The organism is Corynebacterium lujinxingii, from assembly GCF_014490555.1.
GTDB lineage: Bacteria > Actinomycetota > Actinomycetes > Mycobacteriales > Mycobacteriaceae > Corynebacterium > Corynebacterium lujinxingii.
Window position 1 is genome coordinate 1,563,021 of sequence record NZ_CP061032.1, and the last position, 24,423, is coordinate 1,587,443.

Annotated in this window: 22 protein-coding genes; 8 read left to right on the forward strand and 14 right to left on the reverse strand. The window is 65.0% G+C overall.

Annotated elements, in window-relative coordinates:
• Positions 1 to 35: 35 nt before the first annotated feature.
• Genes IAU68_RS07795 through IAU68_RS07805 form a run of 3 tightly spaced genes read left to right on the forward strand, consistent with a single transcriptional unit; the run spans position 36 to position 3,878 of the window.
• On the forward strand, positions 36 to 596 hold the full coding sequence (locus tag IAU68_RS07795; protein ID WP_171192746.1) for a hypothetical protein: 561 nt from the start codon (positions 36 to 38) through the stop codon (positions 594 to 596).
• A gap of 10 nt (positions 597 to 606) precedes the next feature.
• The gene (gene treY, locus IAU68_RS07800) at positions 607 to 2,832 is read left to right on the forward strand and encodes a malto-oligosyltrehalose synthase (protein ID WP_171192747.1); all 2,226 of its coding nucleotides are present in this window, start codon (positions 607 to 609) and stop codon (positions 2,830 to 2,832) included.
• Between the two features lie 14 nt (positions 2,833 to 2,846).
• Complete coding sequence (locus IAU68_RS07805; RefSeq protein ID WP_171192748.1) at positions 2,847 to 3,878, forward strand: GTP pyrophosphokinase; 1,032 nt, start codon at positions 2,847 to 2,849, stop codon at positions 3,876 to 3,878.
• On the opposite strand, the gene IAU68_RS07810 is transcribed toward IAU68_RS07805, so the two are convergent.
• The 4 genes from IAU68_RS07810 to ilvA are packed head-to-tail and all read right to left on the reverse strand — an operon-like array spanning position 3,875 to position 6,433.
• Positions 3,875 to 4,258, reverse strand: a complete 384-nt coding sequence (locus IAU68_RS07810) for an RNA-binding S4 domain-containing protein (protein WP_171192749.1) — start codon at positions 4,256 to 4,258, stop codon at positions 3,875 to 3,877. The two genes, IAU68_RS07805 and IAU68_RS07810, sit on opposite strands and share 4 nt — an antisense overlap.
• A 1-nt stretch (position 4,259) precedes the next feature.
• Entirely contained in the window at positions 4,260 to 4,493 is a 234-nt protein-coding gene (locus IAU68_RS07815; protein WP_171192750.1) for a hypothetical protein, read from the reverse strand.
• A gap of 23 nt (positions 4,494 to 4,516) precedes the next feature.
• Complete coding sequence (locus IAU68_RS07820) at positions 4,517 to 5,155, reverse strand: YigZ family protein (protein WP_171192751.1); 639 nt, start codon at positions 5,153 to 5,155, stop codon at positions 4,517 to 4,519.
• Positions 5,156 to 6,433: a threonine ammonia-lyase IlvA gene (gene ilvA / locus IAU68_RS07825; RefSeq protein ID WP_171192752.1), complete on the reverse strand. Its 1,278-nt coding sequence runs from the start codon at positions 6,431 to 6,433 to the stop codon at positions 5,156 to 5,158. It abuts the gene before it with no gap.
• Between the two features lie 121 nt (positions 6,434 to 6,554).
• Between ilvA and IAU68_RS07830 the strand changes: the two genes are divergently transcribed.
• From IAU68_RS07830 to IAU68_RS07840, 3 genes are all read left to right on the forward strand, one after another.
• Entirely contained in the window at positions 6,555 to 8,372 is a 1,818-nt protein-coding gene (locus tag IAU68_RS07830) for a choice-of-anchor I family protein (RefSeq protein ID WP_231698995.1), read from the forward strand.
• A 143-nt stretch (positions 8,373 to 8,515) separates the two neighbouring features.
• Positions 8,516 to 8,980, forward strand: a complete 465-nt coding sequence (locus tag IAU68_RS07835) for a hypothetical protein (RefSeq protein ID WP_171192754.1) — start codon at positions 8,516 to 8,518, stop codon at positions 8,978 to 8,980.
• Between the two features lie 30 nt (positions 8,981 to 9,010).
• Entirely contained in the window at positions 9,011 to 9,484 is a 474-nt protein-coding gene (locus IAU68_RS07840; protein WP_171192755.1) for a hypothetical protein, read from the forward strand.
• Positions 9,485 to 9,806: 322 nt separating this feature from the next.
• Here IAU68_RS07840 and dnaE read toward each other — a convergent pair whose 3' ends face one another.
• From dnaE to lspA, 7 genes are all read right to left on the reverse strand, one after another.
• Positions 9,807 to 13,367 (reverse strand): DNA polymerase III subunit alpha, encoded by a 3,561-nt coding sequence (dnaE, locus tag IAU68_RS07845; RefSeq protein WP_171192756.1) that lies wholly within the window; start codon positions 13,365 to 13,367, stop codon positions 9,807 to 9,809.
• Positions 13,368 to 13,402: 35 nt separating this feature from the next.
• Positions 13,403 to 14,674, reverse strand: coding sequence for an ABC transporter permease (locus IAU68_RS07850; RefSeq protein WP_171192757.1), 1,272 nt, complete (start codon positions 14,672 to 14,674; stop codon positions 13,403 to 13,405).
• Positions 14,675 to 15,385, reverse strand: a complete 711-nt coding sequence (locus IAU68_RS07855) for an ABC transporter ATP-binding protein (protein WP_171193000.1) — start codon at positions 15,383 to 15,385, stop codon at positions 14,675 to 14,677.
• A gap of 153 nt (positions 15,386 to 15,538) precedes the next feature.
• Positions 15,539 to 17,164: an efflux RND transporter periplasmic adaptor subunit gene (locus IAU68_RS07860; RefSeq protein ID WP_171192758.1), complete on the reverse strand. Its 1,626-nt coding sequence runs from the start codon at positions 17,162 to 17,164 to the stop codon at positions 15,539 to 15,541.
• A gap of 38 nt (positions 17,165 to 17,202) precedes the next feature.
• On the reverse strand, positions 17,203 to 17,691 hold the full coding sequence (locus IAU68_RS07865) for a hypothetical protein (RefSeq protein ID WP_171192759.1): 489 nt from the start codon (positions 17,689 to 17,691) through the stop codon (positions 17,203 to 17,205).
• Positions 17,666 to 18,589 carry an RluA family pseudouridine synthase gene (locus IAU68_RS07870; RefSeq protein WP_171192760.1) on the reverse strand — a complete coding sequence of 308 codons (924 nt, stop codon included), beginning with the start codon at positions 18,587 to 18,589 and terminating at the stop codon, positions 17,666 to 17,668. Before IAU68_RS07870 ends, IAU68_RS07865 begins: the two co-directional genes overlap by 26 nt.
• Positions 18,579 to 19,088, reverse strand: a complete 510-nt coding sequence (gene lspA / locus IAU68_RS07875; RefSeq protein ID WP_171192761.1) for a signal peptidase II — start codon at positions 19,086 to 19,088, stop codon at positions 18,579 to 18,581. The genes IAU68_RS07870 and lspA overlap by 11 nt, the downstream gene beginning before the upstream one ends.
• Before the next feature lie 42 nt (positions 19,089 to 19,130).
• Here lspA and IAU68_RS07880 point away from each other — a divergent pair, with 42 nt between their 5' ends.
• Entirely contained in the window at positions 19,131 to 20,033 is a 903-nt protein-coding gene (locus IAU68_RS07880; protein WP_171192762.1) for an oxidoreductase, read from the forward strand.
• On the opposite strand, the gene IAU68_RS07885 is transcribed toward IAU68_RS07880, so the two are convergent.
• Positions 20,030 to 20,623, reverse strand: a complete 594-nt coding sequence (locus IAU68_RS07885; RefSeq protein ID WP_171192763.1) for a hypothetical protein — start codon at positions 20,621 to 20,623, stop codon at positions 20,030 to 20,032. The two genes, IAU68_RS07880 and IAU68_RS07885, sit on opposite strands and share 4 nt — an antisense overlap.
• Positions 20,624 to 20,698: 75 nt before the next feature.
• On the opposite strand from IAU68_RS07885, the gene IAU68_RS07890 reads away from it, so the two are divergent.
• Complete coding sequence (locus IAU68_RS07890; RefSeq protein WP_171192764.1) at positions 20,699 to 21,592, forward strand: asparaginase; 894 nt, start codon at positions 20,699 to 20,701, stop codon at positions 21,590 to 21,592.
• Here the strand turns inward: IAU68_RS07890 and IAU68_RS07895 are convergent.
• A complete protein-coding gene (locus tag IAU68_RS07895) occupies positions 21,581 to 22,963 on the reverse strand; it encodes a DNA polymerase IV (protein WP_171193001.1) in 1,383 nt (460 codons plus the stop codon). The two genes, IAU68_RS07890 and IAU68_RS07895, sit on opposite strands and share 12 nt — an antisense overlap.
• 27 nt (positions 22,964 to 22,990) lie before the next feature.
• Positions 22,991 to 24,310 carry an HNH endonuclease signature motif containing protein gene (locus IAU68_RS07900; RefSeq protein ID WP_171192765.1) on the reverse strand — a complete coding sequence of 440 codons (1,320 nt, stop codon included), beginning with the start codon at positions 24,308 to 24,310 and terminating at the stop codon, positions 22,991 to 22,993.
• Between the last annotated feature and the right edge of the window lie 113 nt (positions 24,311 to 24,423).

Consider the following 24,423-nt stretch of genomic DNA (forward strand, 5'->3'; position numbering starts at 1 on the left):
TGGAACCGGCGGCGGGTTGCGTGCGTCTAAAGAGCATGCATGTCGTAGAAACCCGCCCCACTGCCCAACTCGCTGAACCCCGGCTGGCCCGGATGGAGTCGTCGTCACGCACCTGGCTCACGCCGGGGTACAGCACGTCAACCGCGTTTATCAACCTGTCCCCGGGACTGGTGTGCGTCTTCGCAGGCGCCGATGGATTGGCCCTGACACACCAGCAGGTCGGCGAAGCCGCACCCAGCGCCCGCCAATTGTGGAACGAATCCGCGGACCGTCTCACCCGGCGCGCGCTTGTGGATACCGGCGTTGAGTTTTTGGTGCGCTGTCCGTCCGCCGCACTCGGGCATTCCCCGCTGCGCGGCTACGAGGTGGACGGACACGGGGCTCCCGCTGCGTCATGGCTCGCGCACCCGAAAACGTTTACGGTGCTGCACCGCCACTTCGAGTCGGTGCTTAAACCTCGCAATGAGCTGATGTACGTGACACGCAACGACCGCGATCTTTTTGTCTTCGACGCACCCATTGCGGACGTGCGGGCGCTTGCCCCACGCGCCAGCATTCTGACGTATTCCGTGGGTTTTCCGCTCATGCACCACTAGTGTTGGCCCCATGCGCCGACCGATCACTTCCACGTACCGCCTGCAGCTGCGCGGCCCCGACGCGGACCCGGCCGGTCGCCGGTTTGGGTTTGCTGAGGCCGCTGAGCAGGTGCCGTATCTACGCGATCTGGGGGTATCGCACCTCTATTTGTCACCGATTTTTACCGCACCGCCCACATCGAGCCACAACTACGACATCACAGACCCGAACCAGGTCAACCCGGCGCTCGGAGGCATCGATGGGCTGCGCGAGCTCGCACAAACCACCCACGAGGCTGGCATGGGGCTCATCGTGGATATCGTGCCCAACCACCTCGGCGTGGAAAGTCCGCACCTCAACCGGTGGTGGTGGGACGTGCTCAAGCACGGCCGAGACTCCGAGTACGCGCACTTCTTCGACATCGATTGGTCTGCGGGCAAGATCAATCTTCCGGTGCTCGGCTCCCCCGACGACACGGCCGCGCTGCGTATCGACAGCACATCCGACGGCGAGCGGGTGCTGCGCTACCACGACCGCATATTCCCGCTTGCTCCCGGCACCTACCCCACCGCCCAATCCGCGCACGAAAAGCAGGCCTACGCGTTGACGTATTGGCGCGAGGGAGACGTGTCCTACCGCCGGTTTTTCTCCATCAACGGGCTCGCTGGCCTGCGGCAGGAGGACCCGGATGTGTTCGAACGGACGCATCAGGGGCTGCGAGTGCTTCTCGACGACAACCTCATCGACGGCGTCCGCGTCGACCACCCCGACGGGTTGGCGGCCCCGCTCTCCTACCTCAAAGCGCTGCGGAAGATGATCGGGCCCGACAGGTGGCTCATCGTGGAGAAAATCCTCGCCCCGGACGAACCACTCGATGCGCAGCTGCCCGTCGACGGGACCACAGGCTACGACGCATTGCGTGAATTCGACGGCGTGTTCGTGGACCCGGCAGCCGCGACCGTGCTCCCTGAAGCCGAATCCAGTGCGGCGGCGATGAAACGCCGAATGGCGCAAAGCGAGCTCGCACCGGAGATCCGCCGGCTTGCCCGCGTGATCGGTGGCGAGGACGTCACCGACACCCTTATCCAGCTGTTGTCGCACCTGCCCGTTTACCGCGCCGACTACCCGTCGCTTTCCCGGGTGACCGCCACCATCGTGGCGGACATTGCGATGCGCGAGCCGCACCGATGCCCAGCACTTGACACGATCACCGCAGCGCTGGCGAACAATGACGAGGCAGCCACCCGCTTTGCCCAGGTCAGCGGCGCAGTGATGGCCAAAGGCGTGGAGGACACGCTGTTCTACCGGCTACACAGACTCGTCGCGCTGCAGGAAGTCGGCGGTGCGCCGGAACGCTTCGGGGTCTCCCCGGCCGAATTCCACCTGCTGCAGGCGGAGCGCGAGCGCTACTGGCCGCGCGCGATGACCACGTTGACCACCCACGACACGAAACGCTCCGAAGACACCCGCGCCCGCATTATCGGGATTAGCGAGCTGCCCGACGAGTACCTATGCCTCGCCGGCGACGTTTTCGCGGAAACTCCGCCGCCAGACGAGGCCGCTGGCCATTTTCTCCTGCAGAACATCCTCGGCGCATGGCCGCGCGGTGACGAGAAGGACTTCCTCGAGCGCATGCAGGCTTACGCCCTGAAGGCCGTGCGCGAGGCAGACCGGCACACGAGCTGGACCGACAACAATGCCGAATACGAGGCGCACATCACTGAGTGGGTCGCGAAAGTAGTCGGCAGCGACCAAGTAGCAGCCTTCGCGCTGCGCCTCAACCGCGCAGGCGAGCAGGTATCGCTGGGACGCAAGTTGCTGCACCTCGTCGGCCCCGGTATTCCTGACGTGTACCAGGGCCAGGAGGGCTTCGACTTCTCGCTCGTGGACCCAGACAACCGGCGATTCGTGGACTACGGACCGCACGAGCAAGCCGCGGATCGTGCCAAGCACCGCATCGTCCGGGAAGCGCTTACGTTGCGACGCGATCACCCCGAGTACTTCCGCGGCTACCGGCCAGTATTGGCCTGTGGTGAAGCGGCCCGGCACCTCATCGGCATGGAACGCACGAACGTTATCGCGGTGGCTACCCGGCTGCCGATTTCCCTCGAGCGCCGCGGCGGCTGGGGCGACACCACCATCAAATTGGACGGGACGTGGACGGACCAGCTCACCGGGCATGTGTTTTACGGTGTGACAACGGTCCGAGAACTGCTTGCAGACCTGCCTACTGCGCTACTGGTACAGCGCGGGTAAACTCACCGGCCGTTATGAGCACATCCAGACACCGCAGCAAGCGCAACAAAGAAGCCGACGACACCATCGCGCGTCTCGGCTCGACGTATTTCGCTTGGGTCAACGAGCACGAGGACGCGGCCACCACCTTCCGCCACGTCCTCCACGAGCTCATGCGCGATGCCGGCATCAACTTCGACCGTGTGGACGCGCGCGTGAAATCCTGGACCTCGCTGAAGGAAAAGGCGCGCAAAACGCGTGACGACGGCGAACTGCTCTACCCCGACCCGTGGCACGACATCAAAGACATTGTCGGCGCGCGCATCACCGTGCTGCACTCCACTGAGATCCCGGCGGTGCAGCGCCTGCTCGCCGACCAATTCGAGGTGCTGCGCAGCGTGGACAAGGCGGAAGAGACACGCATCGCGGGCGGGTTCGGCTACGGCTCCCACCACCTCGTCGTGCGGGTCGAGGAGCACTCGGAAGGCCTGGAGGAGTTTGCCGGACAGGTTTTCGAGGTGCAGATCCGCACGGTACTGCAGCACGCGTGGGCCGAGTTCGAGCACGACATCCGCTACAAGCGCGCCACCGACAACCTGGATCCGCAGGTCGACCGCGCCTTCACCCTGGCCGCGGGGCTGATCGAGCTCGCTGACCAGCAGTTCGACCAGATCTCCACACTCGCCGACCCGCGCGAGAAGGTCAACACCGACGTCGACGCGGAGATCTCCCCCGACACCCTGCCGGGCATCCTCACTGTGCTGCTCGGCAGCCAGTTCCCTCTCTCGCGCGCCGGCGATTACCGCTTCCTCACCGAACTGTTGCGCGCACACGGCATCGAGATGGTTTCCGACGTCGCGGAGCTCACCAACCCCGCCGACATCGAGGCAGTGTCGAATTCGCTGAACTACCCGTTCGTGCCGGGGCAGGTGCGCATTATCGACGATTTGTTGCTCAACCGCTTCGGCACCGAGCACATCGACAAGACCTGGGATGCCGGCAACCGTCCGGTTCTGCGCCGCAAGCGCCTCACCAGCCGCCTGTCCAAGTTGCGGGGCTCCGCTTAGCGACGGCGCCCCATCAGCCGGTCAATCTCCCGCCGCTCCTTCTTCGTCGGCCGGCCCGCACCGCGGTCGCGCACCGGCGGCGCGGCGAACAACTCGCGCGGCGGTGGCGGCGGGGACTTGTCGATGTAGCAGGTCCGCGCCACCGGGGCGCCGACGCGCTTTTGCACCGTCGCGGTGACCTCGAGGATGTACTCGCGGTGGTCCTTCCACACCCGTACCGTCTCGCCCGGCACGATTTGGGCTGCGGGTTTGACGGCCTTGCCGTCGATCCTCACGTGGCCGGCGCGCACCGCCTCGGCCGCTAGGCTGCGCGTTTTGAAGATGCGCACGGCCCATAGCCACGCGTCGATGCGAACTGCCTTTCCGGTGGGTTGGGTCAATTTAGTAGTTGTCGCGGTGGTTGACGATCTTTTGGACCTTGTTCCAATTCACCAGCCCGCCGGCAACGGCAACGACGAGGCCGAGGATAAAGATGGTCCAGGAGCCCATCAACAGGCCCAGCGCGATGCCTCCGGCGACACCGCCGCCGGCCCACAACGCCGCGTCGCGCGAGTACTTGCGCACGGCTGCTTTTCGCTGCTCGATCGGATTATGGGGGCGCGGCTGCATGGTCATGGCACGCAATTCTAGCCTGCCGCCTACAGTTCGACCCACCGCGGTCCGAGCGTTTTCGTTTCGGCGCGGCCTTGGGTGGCGGCGGCCAACAGGTCGTCGATACGCTCGCGCTGCCCCGGCACGAACGCGAGCGTGTACGTCGCGGCCGCGCCGTAGGCCACGTCGACCACGTCCACGCCGGCGTTGCGAAGCTCCGCCTCGATGCGCCCGGCCTCCGCGTGCGGCAGATCCACCGTGACCTGCTCGCGCATCGCGCGGGTGGCCGTCTGCACCGCAGGCAGCGCCTCCGACACCGCGTTCGTGTACGCGCTGACCAGCCCGCCGGTGCCCAGCTTGATGCCGCCGAAGTAGCGGATCACCACAGCGACGATGTCGTACATACCCGAGCCTTTGAGCACCTCAAGCATCGGTTTGCCCGCCGTGCCGGACGGCTCGCCGTCGTCGGAAGAGCGCTCGATCGGCTGCGCGTCGTCGACGTGCACGATAAACGCCGAACAGTGGTGCCGCGCGTCCGGGAACTCTTCGCGCGCAGCGTGGATGACCGCGCGGGCTTCCTCCTCGGAGGTTGCGCGCGCGATCCAGGTGATGAACCGGGAGCGCTTGATCTCAATTTCGTGGGTGGCTGTCTCGCCTTCCACCGGGCGCGTGTACTCGGTAACCATTTACCCTGCAACGATGAAGTCGTACTCGGGGGTGCCGGGCTCGAGTCGTCGGCAAGCAATCGGCGAAGCTTCCATCCGCTCGAGCAGCGGCGTGATGTCTTCGGCGCGCGCCAGCTCGATGCCGGCAAGCGCCGCTCCCGTCTCGCGGTTGTTCTTCTTCAGGTACTCGAACAGCACGATGTCGTCCTCAGCGCCCAGGATGTCCGACAGAAAACTGCGCAGCTGCCCCGGCTCTTGCGGGAAGTTGACCAAAAAGTAATGCCGCAGGCCGCGGTGCACAAGCGAGCGCTCCATGACCTCGGCGTAGCGCAGCACATCGTTATTACCGCCTGAGATGATGCACACCACGGTCGAACCCGGCTCCGCCTGCGCAAGCCCCGCCACCGACAGCGCGCCCGCCGGCTCCGCGATGATGCCCTCGTTCTGGTACAGCGCGAGCATCTCAGTGCACACCGCACCTTCGTCCGCAGTGAGCACCTGCGCGCGGTCCGTGTGCGCCTGGAACACCTGCCACGGCACCTCGCCGACGCGCTTGACCGCGGCGCCGTCGACAAAAGGGTCGATCGTTTCCAGCGTCACCGGCTCACCCGCGTCGATCGCCGCGCGTAACGACGACGCCCCCGCCGGCTCAACACCCACCACCCGAGTCGCCGGCGACATGTCCGCCACATACGAAAGCACCCCGGCCATCAGCCCACCGCCGCCGACCGGCACCAGGATGGTGTCGGCCTGCTTGCCCAGGCTGGACAGTTGCGCAACGATCTCGGCTGCAACGGTGCCCTGCCCCATCACCGTGTTGCGCGAGTTGAACGGCTCGATCACCTTCGCTCCGCGCGCCTCAGCGTCCTCCCGGGCGGCCTGCGCGGCCTCGTCGAACGTGTTGCCCGTGACGACGAGCTCGATCGCATCGCCACCGTGGACCCTGATACGGTCGCGCTTCTGCTTCGGCGTCGGCTTGGGCACGAAAATCTTGCCCTGGATCCCCAGCGCACGGCACGCGTACGCCACGCCTTGGGCGTGGTTGCCGGCCGATGCCGCCACCACACCGGCCTCGCGCTCCTCGGCGGTAAGTTGCGAGATACCGAAGTAGGCGCCGCGGATCTTGTAGGAGCGCACATCCTGCAGGTCCTCACGCTTGAGAAACACGTCCACCCCGTACTGCTGCGACAGTCGCGGGCAGTACTGCAGCGGCGAGGGGGTAATCACAGAAGAAATCCGCCCCTGCGCGTACTGGATGTCGGCGGCGTGGACTTCTCGGAACTGCTCGGATGAACCCATGGTCGATCAGTCTACGCGCGCGTTCATTACCTGTTCATTCCGATGTAACTCTGCGCAAATATTCAGGCTGTAAGCATGATTCAAACCGCCCTCCTTAACCGAAAGGCCTCTTATGAACCGCATGTCCCGCGCAGGCTTGGCCGCCGTATGCGCCACCAGCCTGGCGCTGACTTCGGTGGCCCACGCCGCAGTCGTCGATACGCCCGTGCACGACCGTGCCACGGACGCCACCGCCGACATCTCCGTGATCGGCTCCTACGGCACGGGCGTGTTCAACGAGTCCGCCGCCGAGATCGTGGCGTTCCACCCGGCAACCAAGCGCATTCTCACCGTCAACGCGAACAGCGGCCGCATCGACATCCTCGACGCGGCCGACCCGACCGCGCCGAAGAAGATCGGCGAGGTCTCCGGCGGCGAGAACACCACCATTAACTCGGTGTCGGTGCGCCCAGACGGCCTCGCTGTGGCCACCGTCGAGCCGGAAAACAAGACGGACAACGGCTCCGTCATCTTCTTCGACGCCGCCAACCCGGGCGAGGTGCTTGGCCGCGTCGAGGTCGGCGCGCTGCCCGACATGGTGACGGTGACCCCGGACGGGGCGTACGCGCTCGTCGCCAACGAAGGCGAGCCGGCTGAGGACTACTCCTTCGACCCGGAGGGCTCTGTCTCCGTAATCAAGCTCCCCTCCGCCGTCGCCGCCGCCACGCAGTCCGATGTGCGCACCGCCGACTTCCGCGCCTTCGAGGGCACCCTGGCAGACAAGGGCGTGCACATCTACGGCCAGGTCGGCGACTCCACCACCGAGGCGCAAAACCTCGAGCCGGAATACATCGCCGTTTCCGGCGGCAAGGCCTACGTCACGCTGCAGGAAAACAACGCGATCGCAGTCGTCGACATCGCTACCGCCACTGTTGAAGACGTCTGGCCGCTGGGCTACACCGACCGACGCGAGGTGCCGATGGATACCTCCGACAAGGACGGCACAATCGACATCCGCACCGCGCCGGTCAAGGGCATCCTGCAGCCGGACTCCATCGCTGCCTACGACGTCGACGGCACCACCTACCTCGTCCTCGCCAACGAAGGCGACGCCCGCGACTGGGAGGCGTACTCCGAGGAGGAGCGCATCAAGAAACTCGGCAGCAAGAAGCTCCCGCCGATTTGCGAGGGCTACGCCGGCATGACCGCCTCCGAAATCGAGGACTTCCAGTCCGACGAAAACGCCGGCCGGCTGAAGATCACCACCGCGTTCGGCCTCAACGAAGACAAGAACTGCTACGACGACCTCTACACCTACGGCGGGCGCAGCTTCTCCATCTTCACCGCCGACGGCAAGCGCGTCTTCGACTCCGGCGCCGACTTCGAGAAGATCACCGCGAAGCTGCTCCCAGAGCACTTCAACACCAACCACACGGAAAACGAGTTCGAGTCGCGTTCCGACGACAAGGGCCCCGAACCGGAAGGCATCACCGTCGGCGAGATCAACGGCCGCACCTACGCCTTCATCGGCTTCGAGCGCATCGGCGGCGTGATGGTCTACGACATCACCGATCCCGCAAACGCCACCTACCAGGCGTACATCAACAACCGCGATTTCTCCGTGAACATGGAAGCGCTTGACGACGACGCCCTCACCACCGGCCTCAACCAAGCCGGCGACCTCGGCGCCGAGGGCCTCACCTTCGTACCGGCGAAGGACTCCCCCAACGGGGAAAACCTTTTGCTCGTCGGCAACGAGGTGTCCGGCACCACCACAGTGTTCCAGGTCGATTCGCTCATCGAGCCGCCTGCTGAACCCGCGGCGCCGGAAACCGACTCGGCGCAGTCGTCGCTAAGCAAGGGCGGCGTTATCGCGATCGCACTGGCCGCGGTGGCTGCCTGCATCGGCATTCTCGGTGGGATAGGTCACATTCTGAACAGCCTTCTGGAACGTCGTTAAAAAGTGACAGCTGTGACGTGGATATAAGTGTCCAACTTCACTACATTTTTAACCACGAACCTGCTAGGTTCATCCGAGTGCTCTGTCCGGCCCATTGCCGACAGCGACGAACCCCCGAACTTTCCATGAGGAGTTTTTAAAGTATGAAGCGCATCACCGCCGCTACGGTCGCCGCCGCGACCGCGCTGACCCTGGCAGTCTCCCCGGCTCACGCTCAGGAGGCCACCACCTCCGCTCCGGAGACCACGACTGCGACGACCACGACCGCTCAGCCGTCCGAGCCGACCACGACCGCGACTGTGACCGAGAAGACCACGGAAAAGACCGTCGAGAAGACCGTCGAGGTCGAAAAGCCGGCCGAGCCGACCCCGACCACCAAGCCGGCTCCGCAGAAGCAGCAGGGCGGCTCCTCCGGTTCTTCCCAGGGCCACCTCATTGCCGCTATCTCCGGTACCCTCGGCGCTGTGCTGACCACCAGCCTGATCGTCCTGTCCGACCCGCGCGGCATCAACAAGATCATCGACGCGCTGAACCGCGACTTCGGCCTGGGTCTGCCGCACGTTCACGTGCCGCAGGTTCAGCTCCCGAACTTCCAGCTCCCGTTCTAACCCGAACAACTCCCCAAGGAAGGCTTACACATGAAGCTCCGCACTCTGATGGTCGCTACGGCAGGTACCGCAGTCGCTGCCGGCGCTCTGGGTCCCGCAGCTATCGCTGCCGAGACCACTTCCTCCACTTCGGCTTCGGCTACCACCTCCGTTGTGGCCACCACCACGCCGAAGGCAACCGCCACCCCGGCGACGACCACCCCGACGACGACCACCTCCGCCAAGGAGCCGGCGCCGACCGTCACCGTTACTGTAAAGGAGACGGTGACTTCGGCACCGAAGGCGACCGAGACCACCACCAGTGTCACTGCAACCTCGACGGCTCCATCCTCGACTGCCCCGAAGTGGCTGCAGCCCCGAGAGAACGAGCAGGAAATCCTCGAAGCGATCGCCAAGATCTCTATCGTGGTGACGACCCTCGCAGCCGGCATCTCCAGCCTGATCGTGTTCATCAACTCGATCCCAGGTGGCCGTGAGGCCCTGCGTAAGTTCTTCAACCAGTAAGAATTACGCTCTAACCGGCTCAGCCCGCTGCACCAATGTGGTGCAGCGGGCTTTTGCGTTCGCGCTATGCCGCTGCATAGTCGCCCCGACGTACACCACGCCGACACACTATGCCGCTGCATAGTCACTGCATCCCCGCCAACCGGGCCGGGCGCTTCGAACTATGCCGCTGCATAGTCATCACAACTGCAAAACAAGTCCGCGCAGTATGCGTCTGCATAATCGCCACGACGCACACCGCGCCAGTACGCTATGCCACTGCATAGTCTCTACATCCCAGCCGACCGGGCCGGACGCTTCGAACTATGCCACTGCATAGTCGCTAACCAAGAATCCCCGCACCGAGCGCCGCTTTGAGGTCGCCCATCAGGCTGGCACTGCGGTGCACACGCAAGTGATCGCCAAGAATCATGAGCTGGCTGTGCTCGCCGTTGATCAGGTTGAGGTACACATCAGAATCGCCCGGGTTGTTGGACAGCACCCCCTTGAGCTTCGAAATGTTGTCGATAGTGCACTGCTCGGTGCGCATGGTGAGGCGAAGCGGCAGTCCAGCACCGTTGCCGGGGCCGAGTTCGGGGACCTTCACATCGTCGCCGAACAGGCTCATGCGTTCGTCGCGGATGGACACGTGTGCCTTCACCAGGATGATGTTGTCCTCCACGATCTGTGGCGCGACGAGGGCGTAGACCTTGTTAAACAGCAGCACGTCTACCTGGGCGCCGTGGTGGTCCTCAATGGTGACGATCGCCCACGGTGAGCCGTCCTTTTTGGAGAAGCGCCTATCGACGTTCGAAATCAGACCACCGATGGTCACTTCAGCACCGTTGCGGAGTTCGCCGGACAAAATGGTCGTGAGCTGGGTGTCGGTCTGTGCGTCGATGGCCTCCTCGTAGCCGTCGAGCGGGTGGCCGGAGACGTACAGGCCGAGCATTTCTCGCTCGAGGGCGAGCATATGCTTGCGGTCCCATTCGTCGTCAGGCACTTCGATCGCGAAAGCGTTGTTATCGCCGCCCTCGTCACCGCCGATGCCGGCGAAGAGGTCGAACTGGCCCTTGTCGGCGGCTTTCTTCGTCGCCAAGACAGAGTCCACGGCGTCTTCCTGGATGAGCATGAGCCCCTTGCGTGGATGCTCGAGGGAGTCGAAGGCGCCGGCCTTGATCAGCGATTCCGTGATGCGTTTATTGCACGGCAGCAGGTCGATCTTGTCCAGGTAGTCCGAGAAGCTCGTGAAATTGCCCTTCGTCTTGCGGGTCTCCTTGATGGATTCCACCACTTCCGCGCCGACGTTGCGCACGGCGGCGAGTCCGTAGCGGATGTCGTCGCCAACAGCCATGAAGTTCTCTTCGGACTCGTTGATGTCCGGCTGCAACACGCTGATGCCCAGGTGGCGGCAGTCGGACAGGTAAATGGCGGATTTGTCCTTCTTGTCGCCCACAGACGTCAGCAGCGCCGCCATGTACTCGGCGGTGTAGTTCGCCTTCATGTACGCGGTCCAGTAGGACACCAAGGCGTAGCCGGCGGCGTGGGACTTGTTAAACGCGTAGGACGCGAACGGCTCGATCGTGCCCCACAACGCATCGACGGCCTCCTTGGAGTAGCCGTTTTCGAACATGCCGGCTGAGAAGGTCTCGTACTCCTTCGCCAGCACCTCGGGCTTCTTCTTACCCATGGCCTTGCGGAAGCCGTCTGCTTGGCCGGCTGTGTAGTTCGCCACCTTCTGCGAGATGTTCATGATCTGCTCTTGGTAGACAATCAGGCCGTAGGTTTCGTCGAGAATCTCCTTGAGCGGCTCTTCTAGCTCCGGGTGGATCGGCGTAATCGGCTTGCGACCGTTCTTGCGGTCGGCGTAGTCCCAGTGGGCGTTCACACCCATCGGGCCCGGGCGGTACAGGGCAAGGGAGGCGACAATATCGTTGAAGCCAGTTGGCTTCATGCGCTTCAGCAGCTCCTGCATGCCGCCTGAGTCGAGCTGGAACACGCCCAGGGTGTCGCCGCGCGATAGTAACTCGTAGACCGCCTGGTTGTCGGTGTCCAGCGCCTCCAGGTCGATGGTCTCGTCGCGGTTTTTCTGCACGTTCTCCAACGCGTCGCCGAGGACGGTGAGGTTACGCAGACCGAGGAAGTCCATCTTCAGCAGGCCGATGGCCTCGCAAGCCGGATAGTCCCAGCCGGTGATGATTGCGCCGTCGGCGGGGCGCTTCCACATCGGGATGTGCTCCATCAGCGGGACGGACGCCATAATCACCGCACACGCGTGGACGCCGGCCTGGCGCACCACGCCTTCGAGACCGCGCGCGGTTTCGTAGATCTTTGCTACGTCCGGGTCGGTCTCGATAAGCGAGCGCACCTCGGTGGCCTCCGCGTAGCGCTCGTGCTCCGGGTTGGTGATACCGGACAGCGGGATGTCCTTGGCCATAATCGCCGGTGGCAGTGCGCCGTTGATGCGGTCGGCCATTTGGAAGCCGGGCTGGCCGAAGTTCACCTTGGCCGAGTCCTTAATCGCCTGCTTCGTCTTCACGGTGCCGAAGGTGATCACCTGCGCGATCTTGTCCTCGCCCCAACGCTCGGCGGCGTAGGTGATCATCTCGCCGCGGCGGCGGTCGTCGAAGTCGATATCAATATCCGGTGCGGACGGGCGCTCCGGGTTCAAGAATCGCTCAAAAAGCAGGCCGTGCTCCATCGGGTCGATGTTGGTAATCGTCAATGCGTACGCGACGAGGGAACCTGCCGCCGAGCCACGGCCCGGCCCCACACGGATGCCGATCTCGCGGGCATGCTTGATCAGCTCCGCGACGATGAGGAAGTAGGACGGGTAGCCCTTCATGTCGATGACGTCGATCTCGTAAGAGGCACGCTCGAGGTACTCGTTGGGCACCTCTCCCCCGTTGAACCGCTCCGTCAGGCCGCGATGGACCTCTTCGCGCAGCCAGGTAGTCGGGGTGTGGCCTTCGGGCACGTCCGCGATCGGCATACGGTCATGCGGGTGCTCCTCCCACAGCTCGCCGTAGTCGCCGACGCGCTCCGCGATCCACAGCGTGTTGTCGCAGCCGTCCGGCACCGTGGAATCCCAAAGCTCGCGCATCTGCTCGGCCGATTTGATGTAGTAGCCCGAGCCGTCGAACTTGAAGCGGTCCGGGTCCAGCAGCGTCTTGCCCGTTTGCACACACAGCATCGCCTCGTGCGCCGGCGCCTGGGACTCGAGCACGTAGTGACAGTCGTTGGTCACCAGTGGCGGCAGGTCGAGCGTTTCGCCGATGCGTAGCAGGTCCTCGCGCACGCGACGCTCGATGTGCAGGCCGTGGTCCATCAACTCCAGGAAGTAGTTGTCCTTGCCGTAGATGTCCTGCCACATCGCCGCTGCCTCGAGCGCCTCGTCGTACTGCCCAAGCCGCAGACGCGTCTGCACGTCGCCGGACGGGCAGCCGGTGGTGGCAATGATGCCGTCAGCGTGCTCGGCGATGAGTTCCGCGTCCATGCGCGGCCACTTGCCCAGCTGGCCTTCGTAGGAAGCTAACGACGACAACTTGAACAGGTTGCGCAGCCCCGTGGCATTCTCTGCGAGCATGGTCTGGTGGAGGTACGCGCCGGACGCGGAGACGTCGTCACGCTTTTGATCCGGCGTGCCCCACAACACGCGCTTCTTGTTAAAGCGCGACTCGGGCGCCATGTACGCCTCGATGCCAATGATCGGTTTCACCCCGGCGTCGACCATGCGGCGGTAGAACGCGTTCGAGCCGAACATGTTGCCGTGGTCGGTCATGCCCACCGCGGGCATGCCCTGACGCGAAACCTCCTCGGCGAGCATGTCCACCTTCGCCATGCCGTCCAGCATGGAAAATTCGGTGTGGTTATGCAGGTGCACAAAGGAGGAATTTTTCGCCATGCGGGTCATCATAGACTGCCCGCCGACGCGGAAAATTACTCGTAGCGCAATGCGTCGATAGGCTGCATCTTCGCCGCCTTCGACGCTGGATACGCGCCGAAGAACACACCGGTGGCCAACGAGAACAACAGTGAGAAGACCACCGCGCTTACCGGCGGCCACGTCATCTCGAGCACCGCCGACGACGCGATCAGGCCGACAATGCCGCCCAGAATCACGCCGATGACGCCGCCGATGAGGCAGACCAACATCGCCTCGACGATGAACTGCACGCGAATATCGTTGTGCGTCGCGCCCAGCGCCTTGCGCACACCGATTTCGCGGGTGCGCTCGGTGACGGTGATGAGCATGATGTTCATCACGCCGATGCCGCCAACGAGCAACGAGATGCCGCCGATGGCCGAGAGCACGGTCGACAGGGTGCGGAAGATCGTCGTCAAGCCCTCCAGGCTCGCGGAAATGTCGAAGACTTCCGCCTCGTAATCCTCGTTACCTGCGTACATGCGGTCGAGGTACGCCTGCAGGTCGTTGCGGAACACCTCTGGGTCCTCCTCGGGCGAGGAGCGCACGCTAAACGACGCCACCCAGTTGGTCTCCAACCCCACCCGGTCCGCGGCGGTGGCGGGAATGTACACGTCCGCGAACGACGACTGGCCGAACGCCGGCTCACTGTCGGAGCGGTCGAGCACACCGATGATGGTGAACACGGCCGGTGTGCCGTCGACATTCAAGTCGACGCGCGAGCCGAGGGCCTGCGAAGCGTCGTTGTTAAACAGCGCCTCGACAAGTTCCGGCGAAACCACCGCGACGGGGCGGCGGCTGTCGATGATGTCCTGGTCGAACCCGCGGCCGAACTGCACGTCGAGGCCACGCATGTCTAGCGAGCTCGCCAGCGACGGGTACACCGACACGCTGGCGGTCTCATCGTCCAACTGCGCTTCGCCGTCGCCCGACATGTCCAAGTCCACACCCCGGACGCGGTCGCCGAACGAGGCCTGCAGCTCGTCGAGTTCGTCGAAGGTGACTGCGTTGTTCTCGTCCGTCGGCGGGGCGAGGTTGAACCCAGCGAACGGGTCGTCGGAATTCTCCTCGCCGTCTTCGGGCCGCTCGTGCACCATCACCGGGTAGGTGGTGGTGCCGGCGTCCTCCAGCCCGCCCATCACGTCGTTTTCCAGCGCGCGGCCGAGCGTCATGATGATGATCACGGCCATGATGCCGATGATGATGCCGAGCAGCGTGAGCAGCGAACGCAGTTTGTTGGCGTTCAGGCTCGACAGCGCAAGGCGCAGCGATTCGCGGATATTCACCTATTTCACCCCGTCCGGCCGGCGCACACCGGCGATCTGGCCGTCCATCATCTCCACCACACGCGAGGTCTCCTCAGCGAGGTCCGGGTTGTGGGTAATGAACACGATCGCCTTGCCCAAATCCTGGTTGAGTTCGTGGAACAGGTCCATCACCATGCGCCCGGTTTTGGAGTCGAGGGCGCCGGTTGGCTCGTCGGCAAGCAACAAGTCCGGATCGTTAGCCAAGCTGCGCGCAATGGCTACGCGCTGCTTCTGGCCGCCGGAGAGCTCGTTGGGGTTGTGGTGCAGGCGATCGCCCATGCCCATCCTGTCGAGCAGCTCCGCTGCGCGCTCCTCGCGTTCCTTGCGGGGCACGCCGGCGTACATCATCGGCATGGCCACGTTCTGCAGCGCGTCGATGCGACCGATGAGATTGAAGTTTTGGAAGATGAACCCGATGTTGCGGCTGCGGTACTGCGCCAATTCCTTGTCTTCTTTGGCGTAGACGGGTTCTCCGTTGAACGCGTATGCGCCCTCAGTGGGCCGGTCGAGCATGCCGATCAGGTTCATCAGCGTGGACTTGCCGCAGCCGGACGGGCCGACAATGGACACGAACTCGTGCTGGTCGGCGTAGAAATCCACCCCGTGCAGCACGGTCAGCTCGCTGGGTTCTCCGACGTTGTATGTCTTCACCACCCGCCGCATGTCGATGAGACGGCCCGTGTTGTCCATGCGCGGTTGCGTATCGACGACCGGAGCCGGCGCCGGTGCTTCTTCTACCTCTTCTTCCTCCGCGTCCTCTTCCTCGAGGAAGAACGGGTCGGTGGTGTCAGGGGCGTCGTCGAAGGTGTCGCCGTCACGCGAGTGCTTCGGTTTACGGAACAATTACTGCTCCTTCTTGCCGTCCGAATCGCGCGCTTCGCGCACCTTGTCCGCGGAGAAGCCCGGATCGTTGATGGACACGGTCTCGCCAATTCGCTCGCGGTACTCGTCGGGCCAGTTGACCACGATGTCGCCGGCCTTCAGGTCGCCGCCTGTCACGGCGATGTCGACGTCGTTGGAGGCACCCGTTTTCACGGTGCGCTCCTCAACCTTGCCTGAGGTCGCTTCGTCGCCGTCGGTGGCCAAAACAAGCACCTTCTTCGCGTCCCCGTCCTCGTAGACAGCGTCGAGCGGGACGTTGAGCGCGTCCTTCGCCTCGGCGGTGACGATCTCGGCGCGGGCGCTGCCGCCGAGCAGCAGGCCCTCCTTGTTGCCGGTGATCTCGATCTCGACCGGGAACGTCACCTCGGACGAGCCCTGCGAGCCACCGCCTCCTCCTGCCTGCATCCCCGGCATCGACGGCGCGCCGTCCTCGTTCGCGGCCGGGGCAATGCGGGTGACCTTGCCCTTGTACTTCTTTTTGCCGGTGGCGGTGGAGGTGAACTCCACGCGGTCGCCAGTGGAAATGTTCGGCACGTCGGACTCGCGGACTTCGGCGCGGATGACCAAACGGGAATCGTCTGCGACGGTAAGCAGCTTGCCCTGCGGAATGTCGCCCTCGTGGACGGCTACATCGGTGATCAAACCGGCGATCGGCGAATACACGGTGCCCTCCTGGACTTGGTATTCGAGGGTGCCGTCGCCGTCGCCAAGCTGCGCCGTCTCCGCCTGCCGCCAGGCCGCCTCGGCCTGCGCCTTGAGCTGGTCGCGCTCCTGCGCCGCCTGTGCGCGGGCAGCCTCGAGTTCCGCCTGAGCGTTCTGCAACGCCGCGTACGCCTCTTCCTTGCTCGCGGCCGGGGCACCACCGCCACCGCCGCCGAGCAACTGCTCCACTGCGGCTTCCTGCGACCCCGGTGCCGGCGCACCTGGCGCGGGTGCGGGTATCGGCGCAGGTGCCTGCGGCTTCGGCGCGCCCGGCTTCGCCGTCGCGTTACCGTGCGAGGAAAGCTTCCCGGCGACCTGCTCCGCAGCGGCAAGCCCCCGGTTGACCAAGCGCGGGCCGGCACCGCCCGCTACGGCGTTGTATGCAGCCTGCGCCTGATCAACCTGTGCCTGGGCGGCACGGATGCCCGGGTGGGTGCCGTTGTTGATGCTGGCGCGAAGGGCATCGAGCTGAGCCTGCGCCTGCTCAGCCTGCGCCTGCGCGTCGGCCTGGGCATTCGCCTGCTGTTTTTGCTGCACTTCGAGCTGGCGCTCGAGCTGTTCGGTGTCCATCGCGACGAGGAACTGCTCCGCCTTGACGCGGTCGCCGGCCTTCACGGCAACGTTTTTCACCTCGGATTGCACCGCGGAGGTGATGTTGATCTGGCGCACCGGCTCAATCTTGCCGGTGACGACAACGCTGTCGGTGACACCTTCAGCCGATGCGACGGTGTAGTCGCCGGGCTGCAGGCCGCCATCCGCGGCGTCGTCCTCGCCGCCACCACCGAAACCGCAGGCGCTCAACAGCAGCGCCGAAGAGGTCACGATTGCCAAACTCGCGCGCGCGAGACGGCGTCGGCCGGTGGAGTGTGAGGTTTGGGAAGCCAAGAGTTCTCCTCGCGTCAAAGGCGTGCAACTCCGCAAAACTATACACGTCCACCCAACGCGTTCCGGGTGAGCGTAAATGCGCCCCACACAGCGTCGGAAGGCAGCGCCTCCACAGCCCAAACCTCCGGGCGACGAGCCACCTGACGCAGCTCCTCGCCGCTGCCGTAGACCACCACGGCGTCGATCGGCTCGTCGGTTGCCAGCGCAAAAATTGCGTCGCGAGACTCGCCCGCTGGTGGCTCCCCCACTGGATTCAGCGCCCCGGCGAGGACGGCACTCGCCCGGCGCGCCGCAGACACTGCATCGGCGGCCTCTCGCGCGGGCAACGGTTCGCGGAACGTCACAAGTGCAAATGCAGGCTCCTCCGCGGCCGCCACCGATACCTCCGCACGCACGAGGTACTCGCGCTCCCCGTCTTCCGGGCCGAGCGTGTCGCCCTGCAGCACCGGCGGCACGGGAGGGTTGGCCAGCCCCACGCCCCAGAACAGCAGCAGCGCAGCGCTAGCGAATAGTATCCAGCGCCGCACGGAGATCCTCCGGGTAGTCGGAGGTGACCTCCATGTATTCGCCGGTGCGCGGGTGCACGAACCCCAGGCTGGTGGCGTGCAGCCACTGCCGCTTCAGCCCGAGTTCGCGCGCCAAGTTCGGGTCGGAGCCGTACATGGGATCGCCCACGCAAGGATGCCCGATCGAGGACATGTGCACCCGGATCTGGTGGGTGCGGCCGGTTTCGAGGTGGATTTTGAGCAGGCTGGCTCGTCGAAAAGCTTCTGCGACCTCGTAGTGGGTCACGCTCGGGCGGCCGTCCTGGGTGACGGCGAACTTCCAGCCCGCGGACGGGTGGCGTCCGATGGGGGCATCGATCGTACCGACGATCGGGTCCGGCAGCCCCTGCACCAGCGCGTGGTAGGTCTTGTCCACGGTGCGCCCCTTGAACGCGCGCTTCAGCGCCGAGTACGCGGGCACGCTTGCGGCGACGATCATCACGCCGGACGTGCCGACGTCGAGACGCTGCACGATGCCTTTGCGCTCCGGCGGGCCGGCGTCGGGAAGCGTAACGCCCATTGCCTGCAGGCCACCGACCACGTCCGGCCCCTCCCAGCCGAGTGTGGGGTGGGCGGCGACACCGACGGGCTTGTTCACCGCGATGATGTCGGCGTCGCGGTACAGGATCTCCAGGCCCTCGACCAGCTCGGTGACCGGCTGGGGCGCCTGCTTCGGCTCCGGGAGGGTGACCTCCAGTATCGCGCCGGCGCGGACACGGTCGGATTTTTGCGGCGCGGAGCCGTCGACAAGCACGTCGCCCGCGGCCGCGATTTCAGCGGCGACGGAGCGGGAGACGCCGAAGAGCTTCGACATGGCGGCGTCGACACGCATGCCCTCGAGCCCTTCCGGCACCGGCAGCGCACGGAATTTACCCGTCATGTCCAGCCTCCTTCCGCTCGGCGATTAACGTGGCGACGACGAAGATCACCACACCGACCGTAATCGCCGCATCCGCCAAATTGAACACCGCGAAACCGCCCACGGAGATGTAATCCACCACGTGCCCAAACCAGAAGCCCGGCGGGCGGAACAAGCGGTCGCACAGGTTGCCCAGCGCGCCGCCGGCGACAAGCGCCAGCCCGAGCGCCTCCCACCGGGTGGACATGCGCGGGCCGAACCACAGCGCGCCGAGGACAAACACGAGCTGGATGGTGGTAAACAGCCAGGTGGAGTCCTGCCCCATGGAAAACGCTGCGCCGGGGTTGAACAACAGGTAGAAGCGGAACCAGTCCCCGATCACCGGCTGCGGCACGCCCGGCTCGAGCCAGGAAACCATGACGGCCTTGACCACCTGGTCCAGCGCCGCAACAGCGAGCATGACCGCGACCACGGCACCGAGGTAGCGGGGTGTCGAGCGGGGTTTGCTTGCCTTCTCCATCGCCGAACCACCTTAGCGTCTTCGTGCGGTACGTTCTTAAAGATGTCCCGCTTTACCTCCACCGCCGTAACCGTAGGTCTCACGCTCACGCTCGCCGCGTGCTCCAGCGAGGGCGATCCCGTCGCCGGCATCCCCGCGTTCCCTGTCGACGAGCCCGCAATCACCGTCGTCGAAACCGGCGACGACGCCCGCGTGCTGTCCTATGCCGACATTGCCGACGAGCCGTGGTCCACCACCATTGCCGTGTCGTCTGGCACCGCGCAGCAGGTCGGCGACGACGTGAGCGGCGGCGACGTCAACATCACCACCCTGCCGCTCGACATTGCTGTTTCTGAGGCCCCCGCCCCCGAAGATAGCGAGGCAGAAGCCTCCCGACGAATCGACTTCACCGTCGGTTCCGGCAAGCACTCCAACCTGGACATCGGCCAGGATGTCGCCGCCGCCGAGGGTTTCCGCATGAGCTGGCGTGGCGACGACTCCGGCAACCTCTCCACCTTAAAGTTGCTCGCCCCGCCGGAGGCCCCAGAGCGCGGCCTGCAAACGGTCGAGCCGGCCTTGCTCGCCCTGGTCACCCAGAACGTGGTCTTTCCCACCGAGCCGATCGGCACCGGCGGGGTGTGGAAGGTGGAAAACCGCGTCGCCGGCGACAACTCCACCGTGCGCACCACTACCTACACGGTCGAGTCCATAGCGGACCAGACCGTCGATCTGGCAGTCGACGTCGAGGAGCGCCCCACCGAGCAGTCGCTCACCCTCGACGACGGGCAAGAAATCGACGTCGAATCCTCCTCCACCACCTCGGAGGGCCACCTCACCGTCGATCTCGCTCGCCCGCTGCCGGTCGCCGGTGAAGTCGAGGCGACAACCCGCCTGGTGTATTCCGGCGGGCAGCAAACAACCCGCGTGATCCAAGACGTCACGCGGGCTGTGAAATACGGCGATTAGAGCGCGGGCGCTGCCGGCGGCTGCTCGGCCGGGGCTTGCTCGGCCGGGGCTTGCTCGGCCGGGGCTGCCGGGGCACCACTGTTGCACATCTCCGGCACCTGCTCCGGCGGCAGCGTATTGCTGACCAGGAAGCACGCCCAAGACTGGGAGATCTTCCAGTTGCCGTCCTCGTAGACGAACTCCACGTCCTCAGCCAGCTGCGACTCCGCGTCAGGGCGGGTGAAGTTCACCGTCGCCAGCACCGAGTTGGCCGTGTAACCCGGCAGCACCGGGTTGACCACCTGGAAGTTCGCGCCGGACTCCTGCTGGGACTGCGACATCAGGTCGAACAACTCCGGCGTCGTCTCGCCGCCCTGGACGGTGTTGGCGCGCTCCGCGGCCGGCAGGTTCGGATCAGCAGCGCGCTGCAGGACGGCGTTGAGCTCGTCCGCCGTCGGCATCTCAGCCGCCGGCGCGGCCTCAGTTGCGCTCGCCTGCTCGGCGGGTGCGGTCGACTCGTCGGTGTTCTCGGCGGCGTCGTCGGAGCAGGCGGTCAGGCCCAGTGCGAGGCCCGCCGCTGCAAGCGCCGCGGCAAATCGCTGTGCTTTCACGTGTTCTCCTTGCGTACCTTGATTGACCCGCTCAACGTTACTGCACCATGCGTCATTTCTGGCACTCTGGTGCGCATGACCGTCTTCGTTGTCTCAACCGGGGGCACCATCGCCTCCACCGCCGACGCCACCGGCGCGCTCGTGCCCACCCTCAGCGCCGCCGATCTCGTCGCCCGCAGCGGCACCACCCGTGATGTGCGCACCACCGATATCGCAAGCCTCGACTCTTCGTCGCTGGGACTTGCCGAGCTGGACCACATTCGCTCGCTCACGAGCACTTTGCTTGACGACGACCACCTCGCCGGCATCGTCATCACCCACGGCACCGACTCCATGGCCGAGACCGCACTCGCCCTCGACCTGGTCCACCGCGACCCCCGCCCCGTCGTCCTCACCGGCGCAATGCGACCCGCCGACCACGCGCATCCCGACGGGCCCGCCAACCTGCGTGGCGCGATCGAGGCGGCCGGCACCCGCCACGGCGAGGGTGTGTTCGTGCACTTCGGCGGCCACACCTTGCCTGCCCGGGGCTTGCGCAAGATGGACACCGCCGACGTCGACGCGTTCCGCGTCCCTGTGCCGTTACGGCGTCCCATGCCGGTGCCCGCTGCGCCGTTGGCGGGGCTGAACGTGCCGATCCTGCGGGCCTGGCCAGGCGACGATGGGGCCCTTGCGCGTGTCGTCGCCACGCAATCGCCCGACGGGGTGGTCGTCGAAGCGCTCGGCGCGGGCAACGTCTCCGAAGCGATGGGTGAGGCGCTCGCCGCGATGCTGCGCCGCGGCGTTCCCGTCGTCGTCGCCACGTCGGTGCCCTATGGCGAGGTCTCGTTCGCCTACGGCGGCGCCGGCGGCGGCTCCACCCTCGGCGACCTCGGGGCCCTGCCCGCTGGCTACCTCAGCGCTGGCCAGGCGCGCATCGCGTTGCTCACCGCGTTGTCTACCGGCGTCGATCCGCGATCATTGCTGTGACAACCAGTCCTCCCACGCCAGTGAATCGACGGGGTCGGCCGGCGTGAGCGCGGGGTCGTCGCTACGCAAACTCTTGATCCGGCCCGGGCCCGTCGAGCGAGTTTCAAACCGAACCGTCACCCAACCTTTTCCCGCCCCCTGGACCCAGCCGTGGCCGAACTCCGGGTGGTAGACGTCCTGCGTCGCCCGCCACGTGCCCGGCGCATCGGTGTTCTCCGTGACCATCTCGAACCCGGCCGGCACCGCGTGGTCGCTCACCCCGGTTTCATAATCGGTGGTCACCGGCGCAGGTTTGACGATCTCCTGGTCTAACTCCGGAAACAACACGTCCTGCAACGCGTCCTCCAGGCCCGAATACGACACGCCCACCAGCCGGATCGGCCCGACCTCGTCCGGGTAGCGCACCAGCCGGAACGCCGTGGCCAGGAGCGTCTCCGCGTCATCTGTGGCGTACGGCAGCGTCGCCGAGCGAGACTCGATGCGGAAATCCGCCATCCGCAACTTCACCGTCACGGTCCGGGCACCCCGGCCGTCCTTCAACAAACGCCGGTGCGACTCCGCCGCCGCCCGCTCAAGCGCCGCGTCCACTTCCGGCGGCTGCGTCAGATCGTTGGGGTACGTGTGTTCCGACGAGATCTGTTTCGCTACCGCCCGTGGCGCCACCGGACGCTCATCCACCCCGCGGGCTAACCACCACAATTGCTTGCCCACCGCGCCGCCGATGGCGATGTCAAGCTCTTTTTCGCTCAGCGCCGCCAGGTCGCCAATCGTCTCGATGCCAGCCTGCGACAGCTTCGCCTCCGTCACCGGGCCCACGCCCCACAGCTCGTTGACCGGCATCGGATGCAAGATCTCAAGTTGGTCATCGTGCGGGATAACAAACACCCCGTCCGGCTTGGCACGCCCGGAGCCGATCTTCGCGTACTGCTTTCCCGGGCCCGCCCCAATCGAGCTCGGCAACCCCGTCTCTTCTTTGATCGCCGCGCGCAACTGGTTCGCCCAGTTTCGCACCTCATCTGCTGAAGCGCCGACCAATTCAGCGGGCTCCATGAACGCCTCATCGATGGAAAGTTGCTCCACCACGTCTACGTGCCTGCCGATGACTTCGAACACTCTCCGCGACGCTGTCGTATACACCGGACGGCGCGGCGCAACCAGAATCGCTTTCGGACCCACCAGCCGGGCCGCCCGGTGCGTTGGCATTGCGGAACGGGCCCCGTACTTGCGGGCCTCATAGCTCGCCCCCGCCACCACTCCGCGGCCGGTCACCCCTGCCACCAGTACCGGACGCCCCTTGAGAGTGGGCCTGGTCAGCTGCTCACAGGACGCATAAAAAGCGTCCATGTCGATGTGCAGCACCCAGCGGTTCATACCCTCACTGTGCACGAGTGCACCCGCCTAGCTCCAATTCACGTCCGCGACGATGTCATCGGAGAACGAATCGCCCTCCACGCGGATACTCGGACGCATTGGGCCGGTGAAGTTCGCAGTTCGCACCGGCAGAGAGCGGTTTCGAGAAATGTACTGGGAACCGTCACTGAACTTGAAGTACAAGTCCGAGCCCGCGGCCTCGACGTACGCGGTGCCGTGATTGATTTTCGAGTGGCAACTCGAGCACAGCGGAATCAGGTTTGCCAGATCAGTGGCTCCGCCGTGTTCCCACTCCTCGATGTGGTGGATCTGAATGAACCGTTCGTGGGTGCATCCGGGCATCGCACATTGATATCCCCAGACAGCCAGCAGTGCCTGGATCTGACCGTCTGTGGCAAACCGCTGTTTGCGCCCCACATTGAGCGTCAACCCCTTGCGGTCCAGCACGTGCAGGCGGGCGACTGCATTCGCCACATACCCCTTCACCGTCTCCGACGGCGCCGACGGGTTCTCCGGCATCCAGGCCCGCCCATCCTCGGTGACCATGATGTTGACCTGCGCCCCCGGGCAGCGCAACGAGTCCAACGGCTGGGAGCGCACAATATTCACCATCGCCAAAAACGCGGGATACAACTCGTCTTTCGTCGGTGGCCCGAAGCGCGACGTCATGCCGAGGATTTTCTCCACAGAAAGCTTCGTGTCAGGCGCTGCGATCTGTTCGGCCGGGCAGGTTTCTTCGTCGGCAAGCGCCTCGCCCAGAAGCCGGTCGATGTCGTCCTGATCAAGATCCCCAGCATCATCCGGAATGCCGTAGTTGCACAATTGCGCGAGTTTCAGCGCAGCTAGCGTCTCCTGCCCGGTGACCGCAGGCAGCAGAGCATGAAACTCGACCATGCCGTCGTCCCTGGTGCGCGTGCGGACGTAGGGATCGTCAGGCTCACGGCCGACATCACCCGCTCCTGCGAGGGTTTGCTGCAGCTCGGAGAAACACATCGACTTCGCCAGGGCGACAAGGTCGCCTTCGTTTTCCAACGTCATAAAGCGCAGGAGAAACCGCACCGTCGAATAGGCTAGGTCCCCGTCTTCGAAGGCCGAAAAGAGCTGGCGAAACTGGCGCAAGCCGCGACCCATCCGCACGTATTCAAACGCCGTCGAACCAGCCAAGTTCAGTTCTCGGACCAGCCATTTTGTGGTCGAACTTTCCCCATAGGCTTCCGCCATCTGCGCTTCGTCGAAACGCCCCACCGCGTCGAGAAATTGTGCGCGGTAGCGGGTGGAAAACATCTGTAAATCCTTAATGTCGCGCACCAGCTCGTCGACTGGATGCTCCGCCGTCAATACCGCCATAATTCCCCCTCGGTGAGTTCGATGTTTTGTTCGAGTATAAAACGCAAACGAAACATGTCAAGGGTTTTACCTGCGATGTCCACTATATTGGACATCAACACACGCAATATCGT

Bases quoted from the DNA above. Each gene is read 5' to 3' on its own strand.
- ilvA (WP_171192752.1), bottom strand. From the start codon at position 6,433: ATGGGTTCATCCGAGCAGTTCCGAGAAGTCCACGCCGCCGACATCCAG.
- IAU68_RS07830 (WP_231698995.1), top strand. From the start codon at position 6,555: ATGTCCCGCGCAGGCTTGGCCGCCGTATGCGCCACCAGCCTGGCGCTG.
- IAU68_RS07840 (WP_171192755.1), top strand. From the start codon at position 9,011: ATGAAGCTCCGCACTCTGATGGTCGCTACGGCAGGTACCGCAGTCGCT.
- lspA (WP_171192761.1), bottom strand. From the start codon at position 19,088: ATGGAGAAGGCAAGCAAACCCCGCTCGACACCCCGCTACCTCGGTGCC.
- IAU68_RS07795 (WP_171192746.1), top strand. From the start codon at position 36: ATGCATGTCGTAGAAACCCGCCCCACTGCCCAACTCGCTGAACCCCGG.
- IAU68_RS07835 (WP_171192754.1), top strand. From the start codon at position 8,516: ATGAAGCGCATCACCGCCGCTACGGTCGCCGCCGCGACCGCGCTGACC.
- IAU68_RS07870 (WP_171192760.1), bottom strand. From the start codon at position 18,589: ATGACGGGTAAATTCCGTGCGCTGCCGGTGCCGGAAGGGCTCGAGGGC.
- dnaE (WP_171192756.1), bottom strand. From the start codon at position 13,367: ATGGCGAAAAATTCCTCCTTTGTGCACCTGCATAACCACACCGAATTT.
- IAU68_RS07890 (WP_171192764.1), top strand. From the start codon at position 20,699: ATGACCGTCTTCGTTGTCTCAACCGGGGGCACCATCGCCTCCACCGCC.
- IAU68_RS07880 (WP_171192762.1), top strand. From the start codon at position 19,131: ATGTCCCGCTTTACCTCCACCGCCGTAACCGTAGGTCTCACGCTCACG.
- treY (WP_171192747.1), top strand. From the start codon at position 607: ATGCGCCGACCGATCACTTCCACGTACCGCCTGCAGCTGCGCGGCCCC.
- IAU68_RS07900 (WP_171192765.1), bottom strand. From the start codon at position 24,310: ATGGCGGTATTGACGGCGGAGCATCCAGTCGACGAGCTGGTGCGCGAC.
- IAU68_RS07855 (WP_171193000.1), bottom strand. From the start codon at position 15,385: ATGGACAACACGGGCCGTCTCATCGACATGCGGCGGGTGGTGAAGACA.
- IAU68_RS07815 (WP_171192750.1), bottom strand. From the start codon at position 4,493: ATGACCATGCAGCCGCGCCCCCATAATCCGATCGAGCAGCGAAAAGCA.
- IAU68_RS07805 (WP_171192748.1), top strand. From the start codon at position 2,847: ATGAGCACATCCAGACACCGCAGCAAGCGCAACAAAGAAGCCGACGAC.
- IAU68_RS07895 (WP_171193001.1), bottom strand. From the start codon at position 22,963: ATGAACCGCTGGGTGCTGCACATCGACATGGACGCTTTTTATGCGTCC.
- IAU68_RS07820 (WP_171192751.1), bottom strand. From the start codon at position 5,155: ATGGTTACCGAGTACACGCGCCCGGTGGAAGGCGAGACAGCCACCCAC.